This window comes from Cyclobacterium sp. L-R, assembly GCF_056859355.1.
In genome coordinates this window covers 87,108-107,587 of record NZ_JBSXOH010000067.1, presented here as the reverse complement: position 1 = coordinate 107,587, position 20,480 = coordinate 87,108, and the positions used below count along the sequence as shown (strand labels likewise).

Here is a 20,480-nt window from a genome sequence, read left to right as displayed (position 1 = left end):
TGCTGAAATCGCTTTAAAATCAGCCACTTCGTTGCTGTTTTCAATTTCACCATAGCGGTGCTATGCTAAAATCTCCAAACAGCCTGATTTTCTTGCGATTGCAACACTTCCCGTAAACACGGGACAGGCTTCACCCCTGACAATGTCAGGGCGGAGAAATTCTATTACATAATCCGGGTTAATATATCTCATTTCAATACTTGTACTGAAACCCAATCACCATCCGAAGGATTTTCCTTTGATTACAAAACTCAATAGGTACCCATCTGTGTAATTGAAATGTTTATTGTTTCACATCCCACCAAACTCTTGTATCAAGAATATCCGGCCCCATTCTACTGGTGGCAAGATCTACGTTTTCTTTATTGACAGTTAACTCGGAATCAGGATAGGTTAGTCTTCTGATAAAGTCTTCCTCTTTAAGGTCACTACCTGGGTAAGGATTAGGATCTACGTCAGGATAACCTGATCTTCTAAAGTTTGCCCATGCTTCATGGCCAATTAGATAAGAGGACATCCAATACTGAGTATTAATGAGCTCAAGTTCTTTACCAGCTTCCAATGGATGGGCAGCTATGTAAGCATCGATTTCACTAGAAGAAATAGCCATATTATTGCCCCACAATGCCATTTGTTCCATATGTGCTCTTATACCGTCATGGTACAATTGTTCGGCATCCCCAGGGGCCCAGCCACGAAAAGCAGCTTCTGCCCATAAAAGCAATGTTTGAGAATAGGTTACTAGAAAATTTGGTGCTTCAGGATTTCCCATCCTACTTCTATCCAATTGTGTATAATCAAACAAGCTCGCCAAACCTGCATCCTCTACTACAGGAATAATGGTGGTATTGTCATAGCCCTGAGGCATTCCGACCTGGGCATCAAAATCCCTATTGGCATTTTCTTCAACTTGGTCATTACCGCTAAGCGCACCAATATACCTTACCCCGATAGAAGTCAATCTGGGGTCGTTGTTGTCTTGAAGGAAATCAACAAATTCTTGATCCAGATAGTAAAAAGGTGCTTGTCCTCCATTAAGGTTTGTACCTACACCATTTCTATAATCTGCATTGTGTCGGACAACGGCATTGTCATCGTTTGACTGCATCAAACCACCTGAAACTGCTTTGCTGGCATAAGAAGCAGCGGAAGTAGGATCGACTTTAGAAAGTCGCATACCAGCACGAAGCATTAAAGAATTCCCTAACCTCTTCCACTGTTCCACATTTCCACTGTACATTACTTCCTGCCCTATTGCATCCTTAGATGCATCAAGACCTTGCACTGCGGCTTCTAGGTCACTTAATATTCCAGCATAGATACTTTCTTGAGAATCATACTTTGGAAAAACCAAACCATCAATGTATCCTTTACCAGCTTCTGAATAAGGAATGTCTCCATAGGTATCGGTTAAGGTCATGAAAGTATGTGCTTTCCAAATTTGAAGAATATGTTTAAGATTAGTTCTTTCTGGCATGGATTCCAGCCTGGCCAAACCATCGATTAGGTTTTTCAATACGGTACGATAACCCGTGTTCCAGTTTCCTTCTGTGGCTGCTCTATTGTCTTGATTTAAATTGCCTCCAGTTCCTACCCCTTGAAAGGGAGTAATCATTTGTCTGACAATAGTTACTTCATAAGTCAAGTTATTGTAGCCAGGAGAACTAGAGATTATGGCCTGATTCAATTGAAACGCAGGGTCTATCGAAGTAAGCCGAACAGGGTTAGTGTTCATTTCATCAAAGCCCGAATCGCAGGAGAATAAAATGAACAGTAAAATAAAGGGATAGATGTATGATTTTTTTGACTTTTTCATCTCTGATAAATTTAATTGTAACTCATGGTTGATTGGATGTCGTAAAGCCATTAAAACTTCACATTTAGATTGAACCCAATACTTCTTGTAATAGGTAATCCGGTAGCTTCCAAACCAGCACTATTATCTGAGATAATACCGTTTTGGTCAGGATGAATATGTGGCACCCACTTTTTTATCACAGCTACATTGTTAGAAACAACATTAAATTTCAATCCTTTAACAAAGTTATTTTGAGGAATCAAGCTACTTAAGTCATAGCCCAGAGTTAACTGGCGAAGCTGCCAAGAACCTGCATTAAAAACAGATTGCTCAGACATTCTTCCAGAACGAATGGTCTCATAAAAGGTCTGTACAGGAGCTTGAGCTGTATTAACCTCTCCATTAGGATTTACACCATCACCTACTACGTATCCCACATCCCTTCCAACTAGTGTGGCTTTATCCAATCCATGCCTATAAGCATTTGTATGGGTTCCTGAGATCAATTTATGTCCCAATTTAAAGTCTATCAAGAAGGAAAAGCTAAGTTTTTTATAATTGAAGCTATTGGTAAATCCTCCAACCCATACAGGAATGGCTGAACCAAAATTCAATTGTTCATTAGATCTTAATGGACGTCCACTGTTCGGATCAAAGATTTGTCTGCCCTGATCATCTCTAAGGTATCCCCACCCATACAATTGGGCCATAGGCTTGCCAACTTCCTGTCTTAATTCTCCATGAAATTCTGCTAAACCTACAGTGATAAAAGTTCCTTCTACATCATCACCTAGACTTAGTACTTTGGATTTATTATAAGAAGCATTGGCTCCAAAATTCCATTCAAAATCTGAAGTTTTTATCGGAGATATAGCCGCATACATTTCCAAACCTTTGTTCTCACTTTCTCCTACATTAATCAATTGATTAAGATAGCCTGATCCATCAGATATCTGTGCTTGAAGAATTTGGTCTGAAGATAACTTGTCATAATAGGACATTTCAAAACGAAGGTTATCAAATAGTGTCAATTCCAAACCTATTTCTTTTTCAGTAACCCTCATTGGCCTTAAATTGGAATTTGGAACTACGGAGCCACTTACAGAACCTACCGGTTGCGCAACGCCATTAGAATTGGGGAATTGTTGTTGATTGATATTGTAGAATAGGTTATTGGCATAAGGCTGAACATCTGTATCACTACCTACTTCAGCATAGGCCAATCTAACCTTTCCGAAAGAAATCCAATTTGGCAGGTTTTCAAAAGCCTGTGAGAAGACAAAACTTCCTGTAACAGATGGGTAGACGATACTTCTATTGGCTGGAGAAAGGGTAGAAAACCAGTCATTTCTAACCGTTCCATTCAAATAAAGGAAACCTTTCCATGACAATTCAGAACTCGCATACAAGGAATTAACCTGTCTTTCAGAAATACTATAATTTGTGGTGATTTTACTTGCATTCCCTATTGTATAAAGATCACGGGTGTAAAAATTCTCGCCCAAAAGGGTATTTACATCCAGCCTTCTGTACATCTGGTTTCCTCCAAGATTAACCATCAAGCCAAAGTCTCCAAATGTCTTGTTCATTCCTATAAGGAAATCGGTATTAACTTCTCTAAATCTTCTTATATCTTGTACATATTGACCGTTTACAAATCCTGGAGGTGGGGAGGATTGTCTTTGCGATCCTGTAGGTAGGTTGTATTCTGAATCTCTGGAATAGAAATCCTGTCCAAATCTTCCTTGAACATACAACCAATCTGTAATGTCATATTTGGCCGTTACATTACCATAAACCCTATCCCTAATGTTGTTTTCAAACCTTGAAAGTGCAAAATAAGGATTGGTTCTGTTAGTAAATCTGGAATAGGGAAATTCATCACCGTTTTCATCAAAGGCATATTGCTCTAATAATGACAATGGCATGGAACTCGCTAAGGTGTAGATGACCACTGGGCTAAAATCCTGCTCTGCTATATTGGGTGGGTTTATTCTATCCTCTTTAGAATAGTTGATATTTCCAGAGACAGTTAATTTTTTTATGTTTTGAGTAAAGCCTAGGTTTATGGTTTTCCTATTGTAATTGGAGCCAGGCAAGATGGCCTTACTGTCCATATTAGAAACTGAAAGGCTAAAACCACCATTTTCACCACCTGAAGAAAGGGTAATGGTATTGGAAAGTGTAGAGCCATTTCTGTAATAATCTCTAATTTTATTAGGCTGAGCCGTGTAAGGAACTTCTACACCATCAAATAGTATTTGGGTCATTCCTGGCTCTATCTTTTCCCCAAAACTCCAAACCCCTGAAACCGGTCGTGGAGAGTTAGGTCTTATGCCACCTTCTCCTTGTCCATACTCATACTGATAATCTGTAAAATCTAGTGGTGTATCATTTGTATAATTGGTGTTAAGCTCTATTTGAATTCCTGATCCCGATGCCCTATTTCTGGTAGTAATCATAATTACCCCATCTTTAGCCCTGGCACCGTACAAAGCAGAAGCTGCGGCTCCTTTCAAAACAGACATTGAAGTAATGTCATCAGGATTAATACTACTTAAACCATCACCACTATCTGATTTTCTATTGCTTCCTACTTCTGAAACATCCCCACTTACTCCAAAATTGGTATTGTCAATGGGAACCCCATTCACCACAATCAAAGGAGAGTTATTTCCTCCAAAGGAAGAGACACCCCTGATCCTGATTTTACTACTACCCTGTGGTCCAGAACCCATAGAGGTAATGTTTACTCCTGGTACTTTCCCTTGAAGTGAATTGATGAAATTAGGCGTTCTGTTAATCGTCATTTCATCGGACTCTACTGTAGATGTGGCATAACCTAAGCTTTTAGCTTCTCTTTTTATACCCAAAGCAGTTACTACCACTTCTTCAAGTCCAGAAATTGACTCTTCTAAGGTGACATTAATAATCGACCTGGAATTGATTTGGATTCTTTGGCTACTAAAACCAATATAAGAAACCATCAACTGCCCATCCTCAGGTGCCGTTAAAGAAAACTCACCATCAATATTGGTTATTGTACCAATAGTAGTTCCAACAACAGCAATGGCTACTCCTGGAATAGGTTCTCCATTATTGTCTGTAACCTTTCCTTTGACATTAATATCGGCCTCATTGATAACAATCTCAACATCTTTGTTCTTTGCTTTATCTTCCAAAAATTTAACACTGATATTGTTATTTACCTGCTTGAAATGTAGGTTTTTTAACCGGGCGAGGTCTTTTAAGATATCAGCAACTGTACCTTTGTTACGACCAAGGGTAAGCACATCCTTGTCTACAATTGCTTTATCGGTGTAAAAAAACCTATAGTCGGTTTTACTCTCTATATTACCTAAGAGATCCTTTAAATTCCCTTCACGGAAGTCCAATTTGATCTTTACATCTTCAATACTCTTGGCAGTATTGGCAGACATTGCAGGAAGCATTGTGATTATGCTTAACAACCCTATTATTAGAAATCTAAATTTTAGGGCATTAAACTTTTTAAATAAAACTTGTTTCATGGGATTTTGGGTATTGGTTAGAACTAATTTTATTAATTACCTATTTAATCATCTATCATTATTTGTGTTAATTGTTACTTGTTTCTTATCTATTTCATAGCTAAAATTTAAGGCATGTGCCAGTACGTTTAAAACATTACTCAGGTAGGTGTTTTTTTCGAAGGTTCCACTGCAAGTACCTGTAGGTCTGTCACCAATGACAGTGATATGAACCCCATACCAGTTCTCTAATTTTTTTATAACCCTGTCAAATTTTTCATTATTTATGAAAAGGACCCCTTTTCTCCATTGAGCAATTTGTTCTGGATCAACTTTGTACTTTTCCATCTTGCTGTTGTCATCAACAACTCTACTTGCTTCCCCTGGGGCCAATAAGAGCTCTTTTCCTGTAGCCGAATTGGTTACTTTTAAAGCACCAGTAGCAAGGCCAATTTCAACCGATTCCGGATAATGTGAATTGACATTAAAAGAGGTACCTAAAACCGTTGTCTTGATATGGGATGCCTCGACAATAAAGGGATGATTTTTATCTTCAATAACATCGAAAAATGCTTCCCCATCTAGGATTACAAACCTGTTTTTGATGAAGTTATTGGAATACTTAATTTGACTTTCTGCATTTAAATAAACCCTTGTACCATCGGGTAAAAGTATCCTGGATTTTACTCCTTTAGGGTTTGATTTTGTAACCCATACCGTTTCAGACCCTTCATTGGTAGTATTAATTGAGAAGTTTGGTAAGAGGTAAATGTTTTTCAGCAATAAGAAAAAAGCCAACAAACAGGCTGCATATTTAAAGAGGGTGCCGATCCTTGAAATATCATAGGAAGTGAATTTTTTGAAAAAATTATCCTTTTTATTATTTAAGCTGGAAGAAGGATTGGAAAGGGGACTTGATTCTTGAGGATTAATTCTTCCTTGATCCGTCCAAATTTTCGTTAAGAGGCTTTCAAATTTTGCTTTACCCAAATCACTTTCTAGAAAATGTAAAAACTCAACAGCTTCTTTCTTAGAAAGACTGCCTTCATGAAATTTCTGCCACTTTCTGGTAAAGTTATCCATTAGCACATTTGGGTTTATATGGTATATATCCTTACTTACCTACATTTACTTACGCATACTCTTAATTTTACCTATTTTTTTACTAAATAAATTGCATTTTAAAAAATCAGCAATGAATAATTGTTTGTATTAATAAATTATCAACATGAACAGAAGTTCATAAGGGATCAATTCATTTGAAATTAATTGTTTTTTAAGTTTTTTAGTTGCCTTATACAATTGATTTTCCACTGTTCTTTTGGATATTTGAAGTTTCTCAGCAATTTCATCTGCTGTGAGCTGTTCTGAGAATTTTAGTGAAAACACCTCTTGTTGGCCTTTGGGAAGTGAAGCAATGGCCTTGGTAGAAAAGGACTTAATCTCCTCATAAAAGATCGATTCCTCTGTACTATTGTCCACTTTTTGGAGAAATTGAACATTGTATTTTTGGTAGGCAATATCCAGGGCCTGTTTCCTGGATCGTTTAAATATCAGCGAACGCATGATTGCCAATAGGTAGGCGTTAAATGACAAGGTATTGTCTAAATCAGCCCTTTTTATCCAAACTTTTAAAAACACCTCTTGAACGACCTCTTCGGCATCCTGCTGGTTTAGATACATTTTTTTACATGTATTTAAAATTTTTGGAGTGAATAGCTTATATAGATCATCGTAGGCTTTTTGATCTCCGTTCTGCAACAAGCCTACAAGCTTTGGAACGGATAGTTTTTTATCCATTGATTAAGTTATTTTTAATACATCACTATACAAGTAATGAATTTTTCTATAAATACACAATATTTTACCACACTTCATAAAACTAATTATACAAAATATTGTAGATTAAAAAATTTAAAGAATAATCAGTATTTGGTCAAAAATTTATATATTTTAAGATATTTTAGTAAAAATTAATTAATAAGAAAGTAGGTATAGCTAAATATATAACTAAAAAAATCATTTTCTGTAAATATATTTCTTTTATCCACAAGGCTTTAAATTTATTCTATGCATTGCATATCAATAAATTAGATGAAAAGTTTTCAATACTTTTTCCGAAATTATTCCTTAGAAAAAGATCAATACAACCAACTAAAACCTTTGATTTAAATTCCAATAGGACGGCAAAAAAGCGATCACCAAAAAATCCACAATAAATTTTGATTGTTCTCATTCAAGTTTTTCTGTCAATATTATAGTCATTTGCTATGCTTTATCAATCCCTTATGCTTAATTTTAAAATTGGATCAATGATTACAACCAAAGACATGAAAATTCAATTATTCGGAATTTCTAAGGATATTGTTGGAAAGAGAGAGCTGGATTTACCAGAAGATCCCTCCATCACTACGGTTATGGATCTAAAAAAATGGCTCTTAAGTAAATACCCCAAGATGGGCAATCTAGGAAGTATCGGTATTGCTGTTGACCTTGAATACGCAGAGGACGGTTTATCCTTGACCAATGCAAAAGAAATTGCTTTAATCCCACCAGTAAGTGGAGGATGATATGATACAAGTTAAACTGGTTGATCAGATTGAGCTAAATGATATTTACTCATGGCTTCAACACCCTGAGGCAGGCGGAATGGACCTATTTATAGGGAGTGTAAGAAACCATGCCCAAGGGAAAGATGTTGTAAAACTTGAATTTGAAGCTTATGAACCTATGGCAATTTTAGAGATGAACAAATTGGCGGAAATTGCAACAAAACAATGGCCCTTAAAAAAAATAGTAATCGTCCATGCCTTAGGAGTGAAACAAATAGGAGATCCGGTAGTAGTTATTGGTACTTCTTCTGCCCACAGGCAAGATGCATTTGAATCCTGTAGGTTTCTTATCGATGAGCTTAAGAAGACAGTTCCAATTTGGAAAAAAGAATATTTTACCGATCAAACGGTGTGGGTAAATGCACATCCATAACCTAAGGGCCTCAAAATCCCAACAACAATCTATGCAGCAAGAGCTAATTGATAAATACGGCAGAAAACTAGATTATCTAAGGTTGTCAGTTACTGATCGCTGTAATTTTAGGTGCTATTATTGCATGCCTGAAGAGGGAATGAATTTCGTGCATCGGGAAGATTTGCTAACTTATGAAGAGCTTGATTATCTCACAAAGATCTTCGTAAATCTTGGGGTTAAAAAAATTAGAATTACAGGTGGTGAACCCTTTGTAAGGAAAGGAATCATTGATTTTATTGAACTGCTTTCGAACAACAAAGGACTCAAAGAGGTAACCTTAACTAGCAATGGTTCAATTAGTAAAGCGCAGATCCGAAAACTGGCCAAATTTGGGGTAAATAAAATAAACATTTCTTTGGATTCCCTGGATAGAAAGCGGTTTCATGAAATTACAAGGCGAGACAAATTTGATGAAGTAATGGCCTGCATTATAGAATTATTGGACCAGAATTTCATTGTTAAGCTGAACTGTGTGATCGATGGAAAAAAGAACATCGAGGACATTGTACCTTTTATTAAACTGACGGAAAAACATCCATTGTCAGTTAGGTTTCTGGAAGAAATGCCTTTTAATGGAACCGATAAATTTGAAGTTCCTGAGTGGAACTACAAGGCCCTTTACAATTATATTGAAGCTCAATTTCCCGGAATACAAAAGATAACAGATGAATCAAATAGTACCTCTGTAAATTATAAGGTACCTGGTTACATGGGAAGTTTTGGCATCATCCCCGCCTTCAGTAGAACTTTTTGTGGCACTTGCAACCGTATAAGGCTATCCGCTACCGGAGAATTAAGAACTTGTTTATATGGACCACCTGTAAGCAACCTTAGGGATGTATTACGAAGTGGTGCTGGAGAAGAGGCACTTAAAACAGCCATTCTTTTGGCTGTGGCAGGTAAAGAAAAAGACGGTTTTGAAGCTGAAAAGCAAATTCCTGATGGCTCGAAAGAATCCATGTCATTTTTAGGAGGGTAAAAGCTCTTTTATGAATTATTGTGAAGATAAATCAAACTGAATGATTAGCGTAGCAGAAGCCCAAAATATTATTTTAGAACACAGTACAAAAGGTGGAACAGAAAGCATAGCATTCGAAATCTGTTTGAATAGAATGCTGGCAGAGGGTATTTATACCGACAGGGATGCACCACCATTTGACCGTGTAGCTATGGATGGAATAGCCATTGATAGCCGGCAATTATTGAAGCAGCGAAGTTTTTTTATCGAAGCCATACAAGCTGCAGGACAGGAACAGAAAACACTCAAAAATCCAGAGAATTGTATTGAAGTCATGACTGGTGCTGTTTTGCCTTACCATACCGATTGTGTGATTCCTTATGAAAAGGTTACAATACAAAATGGAATTGCAAAATTGGACTCAATGGCTCATAAGCCCTTCCAAAACACCCATAGAAAAGGTATAGATGCTAAAAAAGGAGATTTATTGCTACCTTCAGGAACATGGATCCAACCGGGGGTCAAGGGAATCCTGGCCACTACAGGAAATACACAGGTAAAAGTGGTGAAATTGCCGAAAGTCATGATTTGTTCTACAGGAGATGAATTAGTTCCTATAGAAAGTGAACCCCTGCCCCACCAAATAAGAAGGTCCAATGTTTACATGCTTCAAGCAGCCTTGAAAGAGCTGAATGTAGAAGCAAAAACGACCCACCTACCAGATGACAAAGCAAAGCTTACATCGGCCATAAAACAACTACTTGACGAATTTGATGTATTGCTGTTTTCCGGAGCTGTCTCCAAGGGGAAATATGATTATCTACCAGTGGTTTTTCAGGAACTAGGCCTTCAAATCCACATTCATGGGGTAAAACAAAAACCCGGAAAACCTTTTTTATTTGGTACTAAAGGCACAAAATGTGTTTTTGGCTTTCCAGGAAATCCAACCTCTACCTTGGTTTGCTTTCATGCTTACTTTAAATTATGGCTCAATCAACATTTAGGGATTACCCTAACCCCTAAATATGCCTATTTAACCAAAGACATTGTTTTCAAAAAGCCTCTTACCAATCATTTATTGGTGAAAACCAGCCATGAAAATGGTAAAACAATGGCCAATCCAATTGCAAACTCAGGCTCAGGAGACTTGGTTCACTTGGCATTAGCAAATGCATTTTTGAGTCTTCCGTCGGAGCAGGATGAGTTTAAAAAAGGAGAATTATACCCTATCACTTACTTTCATCAAAACAGCTTTTAGTCGAATGAAAGAAATAAAAGAAATCCTGAAAGCTTATGATTCGGCAAGACAGAACAATGAAAAAACTGCATTGGCTACAGTTGTAAAGGTCGATGGCTCTTCTTACCGCCAACCAGGGGCTAGAATGCTAATTACAGAAAACGGTGCCCTAACAGGTGCTATTTCAGGAGGATGCTTGGAGGGAGATGCTTTAAAAAAGGCACAAATGGTGATCTTTCAGCAACGTGCATTGTTGGTCACCTACGACACTACTGATGATGATGATGCTAAATTTGGGATTGGTTTAGGTTGCAATGGAATCATTCACATTTTGATAGAACCGATTGATGAAAGTTATGAGAATAACCCCATCCAACTGCTCAAATCCTCCGTTAAAAACAGGGAATCAAAGGTTCTTGTCACCTTGTTTGATATAAAAAACAAAAGAAATGACCAACACGGAACCATTCTCCTCTTTCAGGAAGAGGCCATGACTTATAGTAAACCTTATAACCAATTAGAGGCTGAAATCAAAGCATTTGTACTTAATGAAGCTACGACGGTTTTAGCATCCAATAAATCTATTATTCTCCCCATAAAGAACTCCAATTATACAGCCTTTGTAGAATGTATGCTGCCCGCTATAAAGCTAAACCTATTGGGTGCTGGGAATGATGTTATTCCCTTGGTGAAATTAGCCAAAGTAATGGGCTGGGAAATCACGATCGCTGATGGTAGAAGTGACTTGGTTACAGCTACGCGCTTTCCCGAAGCTAGTGAACTTCTGATAGGTAAGGGAGAAGAGATTGTGGACCAATTGAAAGTAGACAATAAGACGGCTGTGGTACTAATGACCCATAACTTCAATTATGATCTTGCAATTTTGGAAGGTTTGTACCCCTATAAATGTCCATATATAGGAGTATTAGGGCCTAAAAAAAAGCTATTGAAGTTAATAGACCAGTTACAAAGTCATGGAATTGCGATTCAAAAGAAGGATGAAGAATTAATTTTCGGCCCTATGGGTCTGGATATTGGAGCAGAAAGCCCAGAAGAAATTGCCTTGTCCATTATGTCAGAAATCAAGGCGGTAATGAGTGGAAATAAAGGAGGCTACCTCAAGTCAAAAAACGGTCCTATTCATGACAATTGATACTGTCATTTATTGATATTATTATTTTTGACAGTTTCGATCAAAAAACCTTAAGGTGTTTTCTAAGTGTTTCTGCCAATAGGGCCATTCATGAGCACCATCAAATTCCCCATATTCATGAGGAACACCCAATTCCAGCAATTGAGCATGTAGTAAGCGATTGCCTTCAATCAGCTCATCCTCTTTACCGCAGTCAAAGCGCAAGGCGGGAATAGATTGGGCATTTTTTCTTATTGAATCGATTACATCATTGTCTTCATTCATTAGATCGTAAGCATCCATAGGCTCTTCTACAAACCCCTCCATTTCGGTAAATTTAGTGATGGCACTGTGTGCAGATATGGCTTTGAAAACTTCCGAAAATTCGGTACCCAATCTTAAAGCACCATATCCTCCCATAGATAGGCCGGCTATTCCAAGTGGAGATTTCTCGCTTGCAGAGGGAATATTCTCATAGACAGCTTTTGGCACATCAGAGACGATCCATTGACCAAAATCCCTGTTCTTATGCCTCAAATAACCAGAGCCATCTCCCCATAGCCCATCGGAAGGCATGGCAAGAATGGCTGGCCGGATTTCACCGGAATCCATCATCCTTTTGGCTGTATGGTGAGCGCCACCTTTCAATGCCCAAACCCAGGAGCTCCCGTATACACCGTGGAGCAAAATATAAATGGGCAGATCGGCAAGTGCATCTGTTCCATCAGGTATAAATAGACAAATGTCTCCCCTCCCTTTAAGGTTTGGCGTTTTGACAGTGAGAAAGCGCAAACCGTCCATTCCAAAAGTGTTGTCAGACAATTCACTGGTTCTGAAACTACTCATAGGATAAGCTAATTTTACTTAAAAACGATGACTCCTTTTGCATTCTTTCCTGCTAGCATGTCATCAAATGCTTGTTGTAAATCCTCCAGCGCATATTCCTGGGTGATCATCTGATCCAGCATCAATTCACCCTTATTGTAAAGTTTCATGATTTTTGGAAAATCAATTTGTGGCCTACATTTGCCATAAAGAGGGTTGATATAGACTTTATCCCATTCAAATAGCCTCATGTCTATACTTATTTCTTCTTCTATTCCACTCACCTGAACCGCTGTTCCAGCATTCCTAACCATGGCCAAAGGTGCGGCACCCAAGGCAGGTATGGCTGTACACTCAAAAGCATAATCTGAGCCTCGGCCTCCTAATAATTCCTTTACTTCTTTAGCAGCCAACAACAAACCTATGTCCTCCTTGTCCGCCAAAATAGTGTCAGTTGCCCCGAATTTTCTTGCCAATACCAACTTTGTAGGGTTGACGTCTACTGCGATAATTTTCGCTGCTCCTGAAATTTTACAGGCGTTGATCACATTCAGGCCAACTCCTCCGCAACCTAAAACAACAGCTGAGCTTCCTGCTTCCACCTTTGCCGCATTTACAACAGAGCCAAAACCTGTCATCACACCGCAACTCACTATGCTTGCTGCCGAAAAATTAAGTCCAGGTTCATCCACTTTCACCACTGCGGCCTCTTTCACAAGTGCATACTCACTTAGGGTACCCAGGTTAAATGAACGCTCAATGCTTTTTCCGTTCCATTGGCTACTCTCTAGGTTTGCATGACCGGGAGTATGTCCATTTGCTCCGGCTACAACAGGTGAATTGTTCTCACAAATGTGCTGATTCCCCTCCTGACACTGAAAACAATGCATGCAAGGGGTTGCCCAATTAAGAATCACCTGATCCCCTACTTTGAGCTCCTTTATGGCTGATCCAATTTTTTCTACGATTCCCGCCCCTTCATGACCCATTACAAGAGGCTTTCCCCAATTGAGTGAATCATAATCTGTATGGCAAAGTCCTGCAGCTTTCATTTTGATTAAGACTTCGTCTTCTTGAGGATCAGAAAGGTTGACCTGGGAAATAATAAAAGTCCCGTCCCCTTTGGCTACAGCACTTTTAGAAGTATTTGACATGGTGAGCTCGTTTTGGGATAATAGTAAGGATAAATCTAGTGGTAAAGATAGCAGTCTAAACGAATAATTTTATCTAACATCTACTAATTCCTGTACCGCTATTGGTGCTTATTCTCCCTTGGCTTTGTGTGAGGTTCTTCTGGCTGAAGAAAAACGCATGATACTTTGATAATCGGAGTTATTGTAAATATGGGACAGTCCCCACCGAAGAATTTCAGTTGGTTCCTTTTCTGAATCCGCACTACGGTTTAAGCCAATGGCATGAGGAGCTCCTTTGATCGAAGACATAATTTCAAAATTGATTCCATCAGGTGCCCATTGAATGGTATTTTTTTCCGGGCCATCTGTGGTGATTAATGAGGCTATTCCACCATTGTACGGCCAAACACATATCTCATGTCCACTGTTACTGATGGGGTTGTAAGGAGATTTGACATAGGGTCCTTTGGGATGGTCTGCAATGGCCACCCCATGCCGGATCTGTCTACCTCCAAAAGTAATCTCCTCGCCCATTTGTTCTCCCTTGTAATAAAGGTAAAATTTGCCTTTATAGGGAAGAATACATGGATCATGGACTTTATGACTGTCAAAGTCCCCTTTTTTCACTACAGCAAACCTATCCTGTTCTTCTCCTTTCCAAATGCCATTGTCTGCCGGACTCAATATTGGTTCTTCACTTTTGGTCCATGGGCCTTCAGGTGAATCAGACCAAGCTAGTCCAATTTGATTTTTCACCCGCACATTGTAGGGGGATTTCACTGTTTGATAGGTCAGGTAATACATATCTTCATGCTTCATGATTTCAACGGTGAATACCGAGCGATCATCATAGGCTCCTTTTTCCCCTCTGCCTACCGCCATTCCTTCTTCCTTCCAGGTCCAACCATCTTCTGAAGTCGCGTACCAGATATCGCACCTATCCCAAGGGAATACTTTGTCTTTGTCAATGTCCCCGGCAAATCCATCCGTTGGTCCAGTACTTTTGGAGTACCAAACATAGTATTTACCATTTTCAAATAGCATGGCACTTGGGTCTCTCCGAACTATCCCTTCTTCATAGGCCAGATCCCCTTTTAAAGGTTGTAAACTTGAGAATTCTATAAACCATTCATTCCCAATATCCGGCCAATTCAGTGCACGCTTGGATGCGGCGCTTAGGTGCTCCGCATTGGTAATTCCCAATTTATCCATTTGCTCCGGGCTGACTGCAATTTCATTCTCCTCTTTATGGTTTTCAGAATTTTGTGTAGACTGACATGATTGAAATAAAAACACACTTAGTGCACAATAAATAAGTAGTTTAAAATCCATATTTAATTTATTTGGGCTTGTATCAATTGTTAATTTAGAGTAATAGTAAAACTGAAAATGTAGGGCATTAATTTACACTTATTTATTTGGTCAATAAAAAGTGAACCCTAAAAATTTCGCTAGGGAAGTTTGCAACTACAGGGTAAAAATTAGATTTATGAAAAATTCACTGCTTTAAAAAAAAATAAACTATGGCTATTTTATCATTTATTCTCTATCCAGCTTTCAATTTTCGAATTTCATCTGCTAAAACAGGTATATTCTTTTGAATTATTCCCCATAATATCCCCGCTAGGTGTTTGCAACTACACCTTTATATATTTCAGAACTAATGTCACCTCTAAGGATACGTGTAAAACAGCTTTAAAACAATTTAATTGACATTTTAATGATAATCAGTTATTTTGAAGGTATTGGAGAAGCCTATCAAATAAGAAATCAAGAATTGCCTTATTTCCTCAATTCCAGGTGATAGGATAGGCTGATGTTTTTACAAGAAAAAGGTATAGCGATTTTATTTTGGAAAACCTGACTTGGTGCCGAAATGAAAAGGACTTTTTGAAGTGAATTATTTATGATTACGAGCTATTTTTACCATTTCTTGTCATCAAAAATATTGGGCTATAGTTGCAAACTACACCCAGACATCTTGGCTCTCAAAAAAAAGCAAAACAACATCCAATACTTTTTTTTACCAACCAATTTTAAATCAATTGCCAATTCCTTTACCAGTACTGCACAGGATGGTTTGATTAAATCAAAACCCTACTTTTAGACTAGCCTATAAATTAAAGTCGAATTAAAGACTTCGATCTTAATATCAAAAAGGAATTGTTTAATCCTGATCAAAACGACGATATAATAGCCCAAATACCTATAAAATGAATAAAATACAATTTTTAACGCTCTCCCTCTTTCTTTGCTGCGCTTGTCAGAAACAAGAAAAACAAGCCGAAAAACCTGTGGCAAGCCGTCCCAATATAATTTTCATTTTAGCGGATGATTATGGGATCATGGACAGCCAGACCTATGCGCAAAAATTCACAGGTGCGGATACGGCAAAAATGTTTTATGAAACGCCCAACATAGACAGACTCATCAGCGAAGGCACCGCTTTTTCTCAAGCCTATGCCAACCAACTGTGTTCGCCTACCAGGGCAAGCCTACTCACAGGCAAATATGCAGGCAGGCTTGGTTTTACTACTGCCATGCCGCCCAGGGCTACTTATTATAACCAGGATATAGCTGTTCCTGAAGGGCAATATATTCATGATGTATTAGAGCATAAGGACAATATACTGATAGAACAAGCCTTGATAAATGGCATTTCCAATTCGGCCATCCCCACAGGTTCAGACTTGGACAAGGGATGGGACGAATTGTCTATAGCTGAGGCATTGGAAGATTATCACTCGGCTTTTATTGGAAAATGGCATATTGGAGGTTTTGGAGCAAAAGGCTACCAACCCGAAGATCAGGGATTTGAACCATTGGCATGGTATGATGCCGGTGGATCGGCCTATTTTAATTGGAAAGACCGATGGAATGATACTACCAATAAGACTTTCCCTAAGCTGGCACCTGAAAAACTGGATATTGGAGACGCCGGGAATCCAAGCTCTGAGGAATACCTCACAGATGATTTGACCACACAGGCTTTGAATTTTTTGGAGCAAAGGGCTAAAACCAAGGAGCAACCATTCTTCTTGTATTTTTCCCATTTCGCTATACACTCCCCTTATCAGGGCATAGCAGATGAAATCAGTTATTTTGAGGGAAAAGATACCAAAGGATGGAATGGCCATAAAGACCCTACCTACGCCTCAATGATCAAAGGATTAGATCGTTCCGTGGGCAAAATATTGGACAAACTAAGCAGCTTAGGTCTGGAAGAGAATACCCTGGTAGTATTTATGTCTGACAATGGAGGAATTGATGCCAGTATCACTCCAAGAGGTGATGGTACCAGCAATAATCCCTTCATGGGAGGAAAAGCCTGCCTTACCGAAGGTGGCATCAGAGTTCCCTTGGTTTTTCGATGGAAAGGCAATGTCCCTTCGGGACAATGGGTAGACCTACCCATAGATTGTACAGATATCTATCCTACTTTACTGCAAGCTGGAGGCTACAACGCAAAACAAATAGTAGCTGCAAATGATTTGGATGGTGAAAGTTTAATGGGGCTGTTAACAGACAGTAAAAACAAAAAGAATAGCTATACCAAAACAAGTCATTACTGGCACTATCCTTTCAATGTAATATACAATAGTCCTTTCGAACCTTATCCATTGACGCCACATTCCGCTATCCGAGAAGGCAATTTCAAACTTATATTTGATTGGTATGGAAGGTTACGTTTGTACGATATAGAAAATGATCCATTTGAAAAAAATGACTTGTCTAAAACTTCTCCTGAGCAAACCAAAGAGTTATTCAAAAAGTTAAAAGGATGGATAAAAGAAAACATTGACAAGCGGTACTGGCCCACATTGAATCCAAGCTACAATGCGGACAATGAAGTAAGGGATAAGGAATTCAAAGTGTTGTTTAATGATATTTTATAAGTGAATTAAATGCTTTAACCCGGATTATGTAATAGGATTTCTCCGCCCTGACATTGTCAGGGGTGAAGCCTGTCCCGTGTTTACGGGAAGTGTTGCAATCGCAAGACAATCAGACTGTTTGGAGATTTTAGCATAGCTCCGCTATGGTGAAATTGAAAACAGCAACGAAATGGCTGATTTTGAAGCGATTTCAGCATGTAATAGATTGTCTATTGCATATTTCGGGTTTAATTAAGCTGAAATAAACAGCTCATTACTAGCGTAAATTTTAATGGCTAAATAACTTTAAAAGTTTTACTTTAAACTATTGATTTACAGTTATTTATGAATCTTTTAATAAAAGAGAATCTATTTTAAAAAGAGAAAAAATTATTGTTAATTGATTATTTGTGTTAATATTTTTTAATTAATTTCTCACACTTTATTATTTAAACTAATAAAGGTAATTCCTTACTTAAATATTACTGATTATTTATTCTATTTTATATTTAACTATTATTAACATTGAATGTAAATACCTCTAATGTATATTAGTTTATTCAAGTAATTTTTCTCTAATATGATCGATGCAAAAATTTTATACAGATATTTTATTCTTTTATTCCTTTATTCATGCAACCAAAAAATAGATGAAGACAAAGCATATCAACTGACCTTTGCTATTGATACTGTAATGGTGGACTCAGGAAAAGAAATTTTAGACCTTCAAACCGTTGATTTTGCCCTCTCTCCTGACAAGAAATATTATTACAACTTCAACTCCTACAATCACAGCTTAGAAAAAATTGATTTGGAGGAATTGAAGTTAGATGAAATGCTCCCCTTCGATAAGGAAGGCCCTAACGGTACGGTTGATAGAATATTTTATTTAAAAATGATAGACGAAAATATTGTCCAATTGGCTAACGATAATATTTCCGGGCAATTTCACCTAGATGGGACTAGAACTGGAAACCACAATTTATATTCTACAGATCTTAAAGGTGATGAATTAAATGATTTCGAATACATTAAAAAGGGCGTCATTAGCTTAGAACAGCCAGGGATAATATACGCTTTGGTTAACAATTGGAAAGACAAAACCTTTAATCTTCGCAAATTGGATTTCCATAAAAAGGAAATAAAAAAATATGAGATAGACTCAAAAGGTAAAATTCCAAAATATACTTTTAAAGTTCCAACTCTTTCAAAGGACCCTATAACTAGTCCTGCACTTTATCTGTCTTCAGCAAGAGGTAAACTTATTGTTTCGACAGATATTTCGAACGAAATTACTTTATATGATCCTGCTACCGATTCAATTATTACAATTAAAAACAACCATAAGCTTACGGCCAATGAAAAGTTAGGTGATTTTCCGGGTGAATATAACTCAATAGAAGAATTGATGCTCGATTATAAAAAAATGTATGAAGAAATCAGCTTTTCTCCACCCGTCTGGGACAACATCAATGAAAAATATTACCGGCTTTCTTATCAATTAACTTATGGAAAAAAAATAGTTTCCGAATCAAACGTAATCGACACCGCCCATCGGGAGATGTTTTTTTCTATCTATAATAAAAACTTTGAACTAATCGGAGAAGCAATCTTACCATATTCACTAAAAACATTGTCCAAACCCTTTATAAGGGAAGGAATGCTATGGCTAAAGGTAAATATAGCCGATGAACTTGGTTTTTTAAGAATAAAACCAAACCTAAAAGAAGAGAGGTAAACAAAAGAGCTAAGATTAAAATAATATCAATATTATTACGCAAAAAGGCATCATTACCCCTAAAACCTAAGCTAAACTTTCCCATTTCAAAGGTTAAAACCCCGATTTAGTTTATAGAAGCCAATAGGTTTCTCAAGTTCCCCTAAAAACTAAAGAGGTAGGCTAGAACCTGTTAAAAAAACAAGCCTTCACCTACCTAAATACAAACTGGAAAGGGCAACCAATTCACTACCTGCCCATCCAGCCGCCATCTACCAACATAGTGGTACCATGCATATAAGATGCAGCCTCAGAGCATAGGAATACGGTAGGCCCTGCAAAGTCTTCCGGCTTGCCCCAACGGCCCGCAGGTATCCTTCCAAGAATACTAGCTGATCTTTCCGGGTCATTGCGAAGTGCTTCTGTATTGTCTGTTTCAATATAACCAGGAGCAATGGCGTTAACATTTACCCCTTTGCTTGCCCATTCATTGGCAAAAGCCATGGTCATCTGTCCTATTGCACCCTTGCTTGCGGCATAGCCAGGCACGGTAATGCCTCCCTGAAAAGTCAATAAGGAGGCTGTAAAAACAATTTTACCTGCTCCCCGACTCACCATGTCCTTACCGATTTCCCTGGTAAGAATAAACTGGGCATTTTGGTTTACTTCGATGACTTTGTCCCACATTTCATCAGGATGCTCAGCAGCCGGTTTTCTGAGAATGGTTCCTGCATTATTGATAAGGATGTCTATTACCGGAAAATCTTGTTTAACGGCATCGATAAAGCCATACAAAGCTTTTCTATCACTAAAGTCACAGGCATAACCTTTAAAGGTTTTTCCCAATGCTTTTACTTCTTGTTCTACTGCACTGCCTGATGTTTCAAGGCTGGCACTTACACCTATGATATTGGCTCCTGCTTCGGCCAAGCCTATGGCCATGGCCTTACCTATGCCTCTCTTGCAACCGGTTACCAAAGCTGTTTTACCTTCTAAACTGAAAGAATTCAATACTGACATTTCAAATTGTTTAAATGTTAAAATTTTTAATACCTCGATACAGGTAATTTCGTAATGATTTTGTCAGTATTGTTGCAGAAAAACAGCAACAATGCCGCCAAAATCAAGGTGTGCTTAATCTTTTATTCCAAGGGCTTTCACCCTTGGCTATGATATTGCGCCCTGGTGGGGCTTGGTGAGGTCAAATGAAATAATTCTCGACCCCAGTAATAAATAGACGTTGTGATTTTGTCAGTATTGTTGCAGAAA

Annotated in this window: 15 protein-coding genes; 7 read left to right on the top strand and 8 right to left on the bottom strand. The window is 38.0% G+C overall.

Going from position 1 to position 20,480, the window contains the following annotated elements; genetic code table 11:
* Positions 1–283: 283 nt before the first annotated feature.
* From AC13EX_RS10620 to AC13EX_RS10605, 4 genes are all read right to left on the bottom strand, one after another.
* Entirely contained in the window at positions 284–1,816 is a 1,533-nt protein-coding gene (locus tag AC13EX_RS10620; RefSeq protein WP_339717638.1) for a SusD/RagB family nutrient-binding outer membrane lipoprotein, read from the bottom strand.
* Positions 1,817–1,866: 50 nt separating this feature from the next.
* Positions 1,867–5,328: a SusC/RagA family TonB-linked outer membrane protein gene (locus AC13EX_RS10615; protein ID WP_482892662.1), complete on the bottom strand. Its 3,462-nt coding sequence runs from the start codon at positions 5,326–5,328 to the stop codon at positions 1,867–1,869.
* Between the two features lie 48 nt (positions 5,329–5,376).
* Positions 5,377–6,390 (bottom strand): FecR family protein, encoded by a 1,014-nt coding sequence (locus tag AC13EX_RS10610; RefSeq protein ID WP_048643541.1) that lies wholly within the window; start codon positions 6,388–6,390, stop codon positions 5,377–5,379.
* A gap of 129 nt (positions 6,391–6,519) precedes the next feature.
* Positions 6,520–7,107: an RNA polymerase sigma factor gene (locus AC13EX_RS10605; RefSeq protein WP_482892661.1), complete on the bottom strand. Its 588-nt coding sequence runs from the start codon at positions 7,105–7,107 to the stop codon at positions 6,520–6,522.
* Positions 7,108–7,619: 512 nt separating this feature from the next.
* Here AC13EX_RS10605 and AC13EX_RS10600 point away from each other — a divergent pair.
* From AC13EX_RS10600 to AC13EX_RS10580, 5 genes are read left to right on the top strand one after another with little or no spacing between them, the layout of a single operon-like run.
* Complete coding sequence (locus AC13EX_RS10600; RefSeq protein ID WP_482892660.1) at positions 7,620–7,877, top strand: MoaD/ThiS family protein; 258 nt, start codon at positions 7,620–7,622, stop codon at positions 7,875–7,877.
* 1 nt (position 7,878) lies between these two features.
* On the top strand, positions 7,879–8,292 hold the full coding sequence (locus AC13EX_RS10595) for a molybdenum cofactor biosynthesis protein MoaE (RefSeq protein WP_048643539.1): 414 nt from the start codon (positions 7,879–7,881) through the stop codon (positions 8,290–8,292).
* On the top strand, positions 8,279–9,313 hold the full coding sequence (gene moaA, locus AC13EX_RS10590; RefSeq protein ID WP_482892659.1) for a GTP 3',8-cyclase MoaA: 1,035 nt from the start codon (positions 8,279–8,281) through the stop codon (positions 9,311–9,313). The genes AC13EX_RS10595 and moaA overlap by 14 nt, the downstream gene beginning before the upstream one ends.
* 40 nt (positions 9,314–9,353) lie before the next feature.
* Positions 9,354–10,550 (top strand): molybdopterin molybdotransferase MoeA, encoded by a 1,197-nt coding sequence (locus tag AC13EX_RS10585; protein ID WP_482892658.1) that lies wholly within the window; start codon positions 9,354–9,356, stop codon positions 10,548–10,550.
* A gap of 4 nt (positions 10,551–10,554) precedes the next feature.
* A complete protein-coding gene (locus AC13EX_RS10580; RefSeq protein WP_482892657.1) occupies positions 10,555–11,682 on the top strand; it encodes an XdhC family protein in 1,128 nt (375 codons plus the stop codon).
* Positions 11,683–11,703: 21 nt separating this feature from the next.
* Here the strand turns inward: AC13EX_RS10580 and AC13EX_RS10575 are convergent, their stop codons facing one another.
* From AC13EX_RS10575 to AC13EX_RS10565, 3 genes are all read right to left on the bottom strand, one after another.
* Positions 11,704–12,507 (bottom strand): alpha/beta hydrolase, encoded by an 804-nt coding sequence (locus AC13EX_RS10575; RefSeq protein ID WP_482892656.1) that lies wholly within the window; start codon positions 12,505–12,507, stop codon positions 11,704–11,706.
* 14 nt (positions 12,508–12,521) lie between these two features.
* Positions 12,522–13,640 (bottom strand): Zn-dependent alcohol dehydrogenase, encoded by a 1,119-nt coding sequence (locus tag AC13EX_RS10570; RefSeq protein ID WP_482892655.1) that lies wholly within the window; start codon positions 13,638–13,640, stop codon positions 12,522–12,524.
* Between the two features lie 108 nt (positions 13,641–13,748).
* A complete protein-coding gene (locus AC13EX_RS10565) occupies positions 13,749–14,951 on the bottom strand; it encodes a glycoside hydrolase family 117 protein (protein WP_482892654.1) in 1,203 nt (400 codons plus the stop codon).
* Positions 14,952–15,832: 881 nt separating this feature from the next.
* Between AC13EX_RS10565 and AC13EX_RS10560 the strand changes: the two genes are divergently transcribed.
* Together AC13EX_RS10560 and AC13EX_RS10555 are read left to right on the top strand one after the other, a co-directional pair.
* A complete protein-coding gene (locus AC13EX_RS10560) occupies positions 15,833–17,515 on the top strand; it encodes a sulfatase (RefSeq protein ID WP_482892653.1) in 1,683 nt (560 codons plus the stop codon).
* Positions 17,516–18,074: 559 nt separating this feature from the next.
* Positions 18,075–19,232: a DUF4221 family protein gene (locus AC13EX_RS10555; RefSeq protein WP_482892652.1), complete on the top strand. Its 1,158-nt coding sequence runs from the start codon at positions 18,075–18,077 to the stop codon at positions 19,230–19,232.
* Between the two features lie 228 nt (positions 19,233–19,460).
* Here AC13EX_RS10555 and AC13EX_RS10550 read toward each other — a convergent pair whose 3' ends face one another.
* Positions 19,461–20,231 (bottom strand): SDR family oxidoreductase, encoded by a 771-nt coding sequence (locus AC13EX_RS10550; protein WP_339717990.1) that lies wholly within the window; start codon positions 20,229–20,231, stop codon positions 19,461–19,463.
* Positions 20,232–20,480 lie beyond the last annotated feature (249 nt).